This window comes from Burkholderia sp. LMG 13014 (assembly GCF_905232215.1).
Lineage (GTDB): Bacteria > Pseudomonadota > Gammaproteobacteria > Burkholderiales > Burkholderiaceae > Burkholderia.
In genome coordinates this window covers 1-2,037 of the sequence record NZ_CAJNKE010000830.1, presented here as the reverse complement: position 1 = coordinate 2,037, position 2,037 = coordinate 1, and the positions used below count along the sequence as shown (strand labels likewise).

Genomic DNA, 2,037 nt, shown 5'->3' with positions numbered 1-2,037 from the left:
TTCGGTGATCGGCATTTCGATCGACTGCGCGCGCGCGATGGCCAGCACGGCCTGCGCGCAGCGCACGCCTTCGGCCACGTGGCCGAGCGCGCCGAGGATATCGTTCAGCGTGCGGCCGGCCGCCAGCTGCAGGCCGACCGTGCGGTTGCGCGACAGGTCGCCCGTTGCGGTGAGGATCAGGTCGCCGAGGCCCGTGAGGCCCGTGAAGGTTTCCGCACGGCCGCCGAGCGCGACGCCGAGCCGCGACATTTCGGCGAGCCCGCGCGTAATCAGCGCGGCGCGCGCGTTCAGCCCGAGACCGAGGCCGTCGGCGATGCCGGTCGCGATCGCGAGCACGTTCTTCACCGCGCCGCCGACCTCGACGCCGACCACGTCGTCGCCCGTATAGATCCGCATCGCGCCGTGATGGAACGCGGCGAGCGTGCGCTCGCGGCATTCGGCGGACGCGCTCGCCACCGTCAGCGCGACGGGCAGCGACTGCCCGACCTCGCGCGCGAAGCTCGGCCCCGACAGCACGCCGTTGCTGTGCTGTTCGGGCAGCTCGGCCGCGATCACCTGATGCGGCAGCAGATGCGTGTCGGCCTCGAAGCCCTTGCAGACCCAGACGACGTGCGCGGGCACGCAGCCTGCGTCGCGCATTGCGTGACACAGCGTGCGCAGCCCGGCCACGGGCGCGGCGATCACGCACAATGCGTCGTCCGCGGCGCCATGCGCGAGCGCGGCGCCGAGATCGGCGTCGTAGCGCAATGCGTCAGGCAGCGCGATACCGTCCAGATAGCGGGAATTTTCGTGCCGGGCCTGCAGCCCGGCGATGAGCGCGGCATCGCGCGCCCACAGAAGCGTATCGTGCCGCGCGGCCAGATGGCCCGCGAGCGCGGTGCCCCAGGCACCGGCGCCGAGAACGGCTACTTTCATACCCAGCACCGGTCCTCCGAGTGAAACGTCAGTTCAGCGTCGTGCCGTTCGGTGCGCCTGCTGCTGCACCGGCCTGCTGCTGAAGCTGCGCGAGACGTTGTTCGTACAGCGCCTGGAAGTTGATTTCCGCCAGGTGGATCGGCGGGAAGCCCGCGCGCGTGATCGCGTCGGCGATGTTCGAACGCAGGTACGGGAACAGGATCGTCGGGCATGCGATGCCGACGAGCGGGTCGAGCTGTTCGTCCGGAATGTTGCGGATGTCGAAAATACCGGCCTGCTTCGCTTCGATCAGGAACGCGACCTTGTCCTTCACCTTCGCGGTGACGGTGCCCGACACGACGACTTCGAACACGCTTTCCGCGAGGCGGTCGGCCTTGACGTCGACTTCGACTTCAACCGACGGCATGTCCTGCTCGAGGAAGATCGCCGGCGAATTCGGCTGCTCGAGCGACATATCCTTCAGGTAGACGCGCTGGATGTTGAAGAACGGTTGGTTTTCGACGTCGGACATGGTGTTTCCCTAAAAGTGGTGACGGAGCGGCCCGGCTTCACGCCGGCCGCCACGGAATTTATCCTGCGCGCTCAAGCCGCAGCGCGGCCGGCGGCCATTCTGCCCTATTCAGGCCGCTTGCAGAAGCGATACGAGCCCGCCTTCGCGGTCGAGCTTCGACAGATCGTCGTAACCGCCGACGTGCGTGTCGCCGATATAGATCTGCGGCACCGTGCGGCGCCCCGTGCGCGTCATCATTTCGTCGCGGCGGGCCGGATCGCGGTCGATCAGCACCTTCTCGATCTGCTCGACACCGCGCAGCTTCAGCAGGCGCTCGGCCTGGATGCAATACGGACACACCTGCGTGCTGTACATCAAAACCTTGTTCACTTCGCCACTCCTTGTTTGACGACCGGCATCCCGGCCTGCTGCCAGGCGGCCACGCCGCCCTCGAGCACGTGCACCTCGGCGTAACCCGCCGCCTCGACCTCGCGCGCCGCCTTCTGCGACTGCTGGCCGTTCTGGCAGACGAGCAGCACCGGCGTGCTCTTGTTCTTCGCGACCTGCGCGATCTTCGTGCCGATCTCGCCCGCCGCGACCTGACGTGCCGACGGCAGGTGGCCGGCAGCGAA

The 2,037-nt window shown here is 67.9% G+C and carries 4 protein-coding genes; all 4 read right to left on the bottom strand.

All coding sequences use genetic code 11. The features are described 5' to 3' along the window. On the bottom strand, positions 1-915 hold a 915-nt coding region (locus JYJ84_RS35100; protein ID WP_205190165.1), incomplete at its 3' end, for an NAD(P)H-dependent glycerol-3-phosphate dehydrogenase. A gap of 28 nt (positions 916-943) precedes the next feature. Next, positions 944-1,426 (bottom strand): protein-export chaperone SecB, encoded by a 483-nt coding sequence (secB, locus tag JYJ84_RS35095; RefSeq protein WP_011353285.1) that lies wholly within the window; start codon positions 1,424-1,426, stop codon positions 944-946. Positions 1,427-1,534: 108 nt separating this feature from the next. Next, positions 1,535-1,795: a glutaredoxin 3 gene (gene grxC, locus JYJ84_RS35090; RefSeq protein ID WP_122946334.1), complete on the bottom strand. Its 261-nt coding sequence runs from the start codon at positions 1,793-1,795 to the stop codon at positions 1,535-1,537. Then, the coding region (locus tag JYJ84_RS35085; protein WP_205190164.1) for a rhodanese-like domain-containing protein at positions 1,792-2,037 on the bottom strand (246 nt) is incomplete at its 5' end. The genes JYJ84_RS35085 and grxC, both read right to left, overlap by 4 nt.

What these genes read in the sequence shown, in the direction of transcription:
- secB (WP_011353285.1), bottom strand. Translation starts at nt 1,426, where the DNA reads ATGTCCGACGTCGAAAACCAACCGTTCTTCAACATCCAGCGCGTCTAC.